4 protein-coding genes are annotated in these 7,209 nt (G+C 46.4%); 2 read left to right on the forward strand and 2 right to left on the reverse strand.

Going from position 1 to position 7,209, the window contains the following annotated elements; translation table 11 throughout:
* The first annotated feature begins 169 nt into the window (after positions 1 to 169).
* Both uvrB and ACM0OZ_RS31615 read left to right on the forward strand, forming a co-directional pair.
* Complete coding sequence (gene uvrB / locus ACM0OZ_RS31610; RefSeq protein ID WP_414586783.1) at positions 170 to 2,167, forward strand: excinuclease ABC subunit UvrB; 1,998 nt, start codon at positions 170 to 172, stop codon at positions 2,165 to 2,167.
* A 360-nt stretch (positions 2,168 to 2,527) separates the two neighbouring features.
* Complete coding sequence (locus ACM0OZ_RS31615) at positions 2,528 to 3,286, forward strand: GNAT family N-acetyltransferase (RefSeq protein WP_414586784.1); 759 nt, start codon at positions 2,528 to 2,530, stop codon at positions 3,284 to 3,286.
* A gap of 53 nt (positions 3,287 to 3,339) precedes the next feature.
* Here the strand turns inward: ACM0OZ_RS31615 and ACM0OZ_RS31620 are convergent, their stop codons facing one another.
* A complete protein-coding gene (locus ACM0OZ_RS31620; RefSeq protein WP_414586785.1) occupies positions 3,340 to 5,430 on the reverse strand; it encodes a chromosome segregation ATPase in 2,091 nt (696 codons plus the stop codon).
* A gap of 158 nt (positions 5,431 to 5,588) precedes the next feature.
* Positions 5,589 to 6,494: an Hsp33 family molecular chaperone HslO gene (gene hslO / locus ACM0OZ_RS31625; protein WP_414586786.1), complete on the reverse strand. Its 906-nt coding sequence runs from the start codon at positions 6,492 to 6,494 to the stop codon at positions 5,589 to 5,591.
* Positions 6,495 to 7,209 lie beyond the last annotated feature (715 nt).

The following is a 7,209-nucleotide window of genomic DNA, read 5'->3' on the forward strand; positions in this document are numbered from 1 at the left end:
TTCAAAACTCATACATAAATAAACATTTATGGAAAAGTTTTGTAAAGTTTAATAAATAAAAATTGCAGGTCATGATCAGGTGCAATGGGAGCAGGATACTCGCAACTGTGTAGCATAGGAAGCAATCGCATTCGCTACCATAAGATAGGGTACTGGACAGTGAAATTTTATGACAGAATTTGGTCTTCAAGCTCCCTTTCAACCAACAGGCGACCAGCCACAAGCGATCGCTCAACTGATTGCTAGTATAAACGCTGGCAATAGGTATCAAACTTTACTGGGAGCCACGGGAACCGGGAAGACTTTTACCATAGCATCAGTGATTGAAAAAGTAGGGAAACCCACTCTCGTCCTTGCTCATAACAAAACTCTCGCTGCACAACTGTGTAATGAGTTGCGAGAATTCTTTCCTCATAACGCAGTTGAGTATTTCGTCAGCTACTACGATTACTACCAGCCGGAAGCATATATTCCTGTCACCGATACATATATAGAAAAAACAGCTTCGATTAATGATGAAATTGATATGTTGCGACACTCGGCGACGCGATCGCTGTTTGAACGCCGCGATGTTATCGTTGTTGCATCTATTAGTTGTATCTACGGTTTGGGAATTCCCTCAGAATACCTCAAAGCCGCCATTCCATTTCAAGTCGGGCTGGAAGTCAACCAACGGGAAATACTGAAAGAATTGGTATCAGTTCAGTATAGCCGTAACGATGTAGAATTGGGTCGGGGGCGTTTTCGCGTCCGGGGTGATGTGTTGGAAATTGGTCCAGCGTATGAAGACCGAATTATCCGCGTGGAGTTTTTTGGTGATGAAATTGACGCTATTCGCTACGTTGACCCCGTGACAGGTGAAATTATCAAGAGTGTAGAAGCTTTGAATATTTACCCTGCGCGTCACTTTGTCACTCCTGAAGAAAGGCTACAAGCAGCGTGTGATGATATCGCAGCAGAACTCAAAGAGCGAAAAGCACAATTAGAGGAAGCAGGGAAATTACTCGAAGCGCAACGTATAGACCAGCGGACGCGTTATGACTTGGAAATGTTGCGGGAGGTGGGTTATTGCAACGGTGTGGAAAACTATTCCCGCCATTTAGCAGGACGCATTGCAGGCGAACCACCAGAGTGTTTAATTGATTATTTTCCCAAAGATTGGCTGTTGGTGATAGACGAATCTCACGTGAGTGTACCGCAGATACGGGGGATGTATAATGGTGACCAAGCACGCAAAAAAGTGTTAATTGAGCATGGATTTCGTCTTCCCAGTGCCGCTGATAACCGTCCACTCAAGGCGGAGGAATTTTGGACAAAGGTAAATCAGTGTATTTTTGTTTCCGCCACCCCAGGAGATTGGGAACTCGAAGTTTCAGAAGGTCATGTGGCGGAACAAATCATTAGACCAACTGGAGTGGTTGATCCAGAAATCATTGTCCGTCCTACAGAAGGGCAAATTGATGATTTGTTAGGCGAAATTAAAGACAGAGTTGACCGCAAAGAGCGTGTGCTGATTACAACACTTACCAAACGCATGGCAGAAGATTTGACTGACTATCTGCAAGACAACGGTATTCGGGTGAGGTATCTGCATTCCGAAATTAATTCGATTGAGCGAATTGAGATTTTGCAGGATTTGCGCGATGGTAACTTTGATGTGTTGGTTGGTGTGAACTTGCTGCGGGAAGGGTTAGATTTACCGGAGGTTTCTCTGGTGGCGATTTTGGATGCAGATAAAGAAGGCTTTTTGCGTGCAGAACGTTCTCTGATTCAAACAATTGGGAGAGCAGCGCGTCATGTGCGAGGACAAGCAATTATGTATGCTGATACCCTCACCGATAGCATGATTAAAGCTATGGAAGAAACCGAGAGACGTCGCAATATTCAGGAGGCTTACAACCGGATGCACGGAATTACACCGCAACCGATTGTGAGAAGATCACGTAATGCGATTTTGTCTTTCTTAGAAGTGTCGCGGCGATTAAATGCAACTGAGTTAGAAACAGTTGAGCAACACATCGATGAATTTCCTTTAGAAGAGATTCCAGGGTTGATTAGCCAACTCGAAGCGCAAATGAAAGAAGCAGCCAAAAAACTAGAGTTTGAGGAGGCGGCGAAGTTGCGCGATCGCATTAAGCAGCTGCGGGATAAATTGGTGGGACGTTAATTAGTCGCAGTTGCTGAGAACCCTACCCCGATGAGTGGCTAACGCCAAAGTTCCCCTCCTCACAAGTGGGGTTAGGGGGCTTCTACAGGCAGTGTTTCCCAAAATACCATTGGTGATGTTATATCATGTCCGGTTATATAGCGCTTTGCAACCCGGAGTAAGGTACACCAAAGAAATATTAAACCACAGATGGACACAGATGGACACAGATAAATAATTACTTCATTCAATTGAGTTGCGCTATGTAACCGGCAGGAAGTTCGTAGTGAGGACTTTAGTCCTCTTTAGTGATCAAGCTAGGACTGAAGTCCTTACTACAAATAAGTTTTATTATGGGCAATTAAGCGAACATGATATGATATGGACTCTCAAATTCAGGCATACCTGCGATTTGCGGCAAGCCGCCAACGCAACACAGAGCGAATCGGCCCATTCCTCGCAACCTTTAGCGACCACAATGACAACCCCTTCCTCAACTACGCTATTCCCGACGATGTCGCCACACCGTCGTCTGCTGACGTTGCTGCTCTGATTACCGCCTATGAACGACGTTCGCGGATACCACGCCTCGAATACATTGCACATCTCGCACCAGCTGTTGAGGGCGCGCTACTAACTGCTGGCTTCGTCGTTGAGGGGCGTCTTGAACTCATGACCTGCATTCCTGGTTCAGAGCAGATTCTGCCCTTACCTCCAGATATCGAATTGGTCGTGCCAGTCACTGACGCTGAACTGCTTGCCACCGTCGCAGTTCAAAATGAAGCTTACGGCGCTCCCCCGCCAAGTTCTGATGCTGTCGCGCGACTTCGGGCAAGTCTGGCAGCCGGACAGATTGCAGTCCTTGCCCGCGTCACGGCGACAGGCGAACCCGTGGGAGCTGGGGTGTGTTCTGTGCCGGATAGTGGGATGACAGAGATTGCGGGTATCGGCGTCCGTGTTCCCTTCCGGCGACGTGGTGTGGCAGGCGCGCTGACAACGCGGCTAGTGCGTGAAGCTTTCGACGTGGGCGTTTCCGTGGCTTTCCTAATGGCGGCTCATGAAGCAGAAGGGCGGATTTACATACGCGCAGGATTCTCCCCAATCGGAGAAATTCTGCACATTTCGCGCCCGCGTATGTAGTTGGCTTACTCAGTGGTATGTCTGTCCAAATGTCAATACGGTTCTATTAAGAATTACTGCCCTTCGAGAGTCGTTGGTTGCTCAGGATAAGATTCTTGTGGATATTCTTGTGGATATTCTTGTGGAGATTCTTGTGGCTGAGGATTGAGGTATTCCCGCCATGATCTAATTTGTTCTCTGGCGGCGCTATAAGCAGCAGTTCCTCGTGGAACGAGCCTGGCTGTGTCAATAGCTCTGGGAATATCGGATTCTGCTTGAGCGCGGGCTATATCTAACAATTGCTGACTCCATTGGTCAATAGCAATATTAGCATCACCGCGTAAGGGGCTACCATCCGGTAGTCTATTTGCGATCCTAATTGCCTCTGCCAAAGCTTCTGGAGTTCCCGTGACTGCGACTTCCCGCGCTCTCTTCCAGTTTTCTCTGGCACGAATTTGCCCTTGCCAATCATCTATTGCGGCTTGCGCTTCACCGGAAAGTGCTCGTCCTGAGGCAATTTGCCCAGCTGTTGCAATAGCAGAGGCTAAATCGCCACTGTTGGCTAAGTCTTTTGCCCGATCCAAGTAGGGCTGGTCTTCAATACGTTGAATCTTGCCTGTCCAATTTGCAATTTTTGTGCGTGCTTCTCGATACAATGCCCGACCCCGCCGGATTTGACTTGCCTCGGCGATCGCCGTTTGCAGAGAGTTCACGTCCTCAAGCATTGCTGCCTGTTCAGCACGATCTAAATACGGACGGTCTTCGATGGTCTGTATTTGAGCAACCCAGCTAGCTATTTCTTTTCTTGCTTCTTGTCCGCGAGGGTTGTTAGCAGGAATGAGTTGTGCTTCAGCAATGGCTGCTGCGTAATCGTTAATTGAACCAAGACTTGCTAGTGATCTTGCTTTCTCTAAATGGGCGACATCTTGAATTTCTAGTTGCCAGCCTGCAATCAGTGTTTGCGCTTTTTCATATACTGGTATTGAAGCATCTATTTCTTGAGCCCGGGCAATTGCCTCCTCTAAACCGGCAGTTGTTCCTAACCATGCATTCTTTTGCGCTTCAGCTAAGGTAATAAAGCCTTGTGTTTCCGGCTGCAACTTGGTGCTGAGGGGAATTTTTTGGGCTATGGCGATCGCTTCGTCTGCGTCCCGTCGATCCAGCTTTGCCTGTGCCAACTCCAGCATTTTGCGTCCATATTCTGGAAGAACTTCCTGAGCTTTTTGATAAACGTAACTGTCCTGCTGAACCGATTCAGCCAGTTCAATCGCTTTTAGGAGATTATTTACTGTTGTATTGGACCCGAGACCTTTTGCTTTCGTTAACTTCTCACCATCTTCTCGCGCACTGACAATCAGACGGTTCAATTGCTCGTACTTAGTTGTCGTCCAATATTCATTCTTCACACGCAACAATCTGGCGGCTAGCATAAATGCTTGGTGCCAGTTCTGTTCGCGCAATTGATCTTCTGCTTCTTTATAGGTGTCTTCGGCTTTCGACCATGTGGACTGCCATTTAGAAATTTGCTCTTCTGCTAATTGATAAGCAGATTCCTCTTTCGGAACTTGGCGAGCAATTTCAATCGCTTCGTCTAGCCGACCAGCCTGGAAACTCTGATCGGCTAGTTGCAGAATATCGCGTGACCACTCTTCTATCAAACGCTCAATTTCTCCACGAAGCGGGTGATTTTTTGGTAGTTCCTTCACCAGGGCGATCGCTTGTAGCAGGTCTTTCACCGTCTGCTTAGAAGCTGCTAGTTGAGCGCAATGCAACCGCACCGACGCACTTGCTAAGGGCCAGAAAATTGCTGGACAGTTTGGCGCAGATGGCAGCTTGAGTAACATCCCTGTTGCCATGAAGGCGATCGCGCCCGGAACCAACGCTAACAATAACGTCCACAATACCCAGCTTTTGGTCCATTTGGGCAATTGCCAAGTACCTTTACTGATTGAAACTGTTTCTTTTGGATCCTTTTCTACAGGTATTTCTTCTGAATCACTTTGTTCGGAGCGTTTCACGACCGACTTGAAAGTAGAACCAGTAGCTGCGACACCAGACGCATGAGTTCCACTAAGTTGTTGCTTTCGGGATGCTCTAGTCATATTATTATCTGGCTCTCTTGCTTCGCTTGGTAACCAACTTTCTGGTATGTCCCGCTCTGTCATTTCTCACACCAAAATAATACAATAGTGATCTGTTATAGATCCAAACTTTTGCCCTTGCCATAGTAACTTTTTCTGTTAAGAAAAAGTTACTTTTTACAGGATCATATTTCCTCCACTTATACCATGCATTTCTGTTTTTTAAAGTCTTTCTTTATACTTTATACTCGAGCTGAAGCCTCTGCTTGTAAATCTACAATAAGTTGAGCCAAGTCATCTCGACTTGCCTGGTAAACTGTACCACAAAAATGGCAAGTTGCCTCAGCGCCATTATCTTTGACAATCATGTCTTGCAGTTCTGCTTCACCCAACATTTTCAGTGCTCCTAATACGCGGTCAAACGAGCAACCGCAGTGGTAGCGTAGAATTTGGGTTTCGGGAAATATAGTAAGCCCCATATCTCCTAGTAGGTCTTGAAAGATGTCTGTCAATGATTTGCCTGCTTGCAACAAAGGTGTAAACCCTGATAATCCGGCTACCCGTGATTCCAGAGTTTCTACTAAGGCTTCGTCTCTAGCAGCTTTCGGTAGAACTTGCACCAGTAGCCCTCCAGCAGCCGTCACCCCGGTTGCTCCTACAAAAACTCCTAAAACCAGAGCTGAAGGCGTTTGTTCCGAGGTGATCAGGTAGTGAGCTACGTCGTCCCCAATTTCACCAGAAACGAGTTCTACGGTACTGGAGTATGGGTACCCGTATCCAACATCGCGGACAACGTAAAGAAAACCGTTACCAACTGCACCGCCAACGTCAAGCTTACCTTTGCTATTCGGAGGCAGTTCCACATCTGGATTTTCTACATAGCCGCGTACTGTTCCATCTAACCCTGCGTCTATCAATATACCACCCAAAGGTCCATCGCCTTTCACCCGGATATTGACTCTAGACCCAGATCGTTTCATACTAGAAGCCATCAACAAGCCTGCTGTCATGGTTCGACCCAGTGCGGCCGTTGCCACATAGGAAAGCTTATGACGTTGTCGTGCTTCTTCTGTCAAACGTGTGGTAATTGCACCAACTGCACGAATTCCGCCTTCAGCTGCTGTGGCGCGAATTAATTGATCCGCCATGAAAAAAACCTTACCAATAATGTCTTAGCGAAATTCCCTGCTTTTTGCATGGGAATGATAGTTATCTTAGTATAACAAAACTTAACTTAAACATTTGCAGCAAGGAGTGAGCTACAATCATGCTCTTAGGCAAGTGAAGCTAACAGTTAAGCTCAAGTTTGTCAACCAAAATAAGGTTAAAGCAAAGATGTTTGCCCAGATGGAGAAAGAAAATACTCGTTGAGCAAACGAATTACTATCTATTCCCTATATGCAAAGGCGTACATTAACAATTCGCTCATTCGCTCATTCGCTCATTCAAAATGAAAGACAGTTACATAGGGAGATTTAAACCCCCTATGTAACTGAGGAGCCAGTGTCGTGGGCGGGTTTCCCGACTTGAGACATCTGGCGTACTACGTATAGACGTAGGGGTCTTAGACCCTTTAATTTACGATAATGATGCTTCGCAGTTTCTTTTTTTACATAATTCAAATTAGGGGCTTGTACCCTCAATTAATTAATTCAAAATTATCTATTTCTTAATGAGCGAATGAGCGAATGAGCGAATGAGCGAATTGTTTCGGTCACCTGGTAGCACAACATATTCTTCACCAGGTATGGGGCTAGTGTTTGTTGGGAGTATTGGAATGTAAAGTATCTGCCCAGGTAAGAGCGAGCCAGGGAAAGAAACTGTAACTCAATCTCTGCTCACCTCTACTCATTGCTGGTCATT

The organism is Scytonema sp. PCC 10023 (assembly GCF_963920835.1).
Taxonomy (GTDB): domain Bacteria; phylum Cyanobacteriota; class Cyanobacteriia; order Cyanobacteriales; family Nostocaceae; genus Kalymmatonema.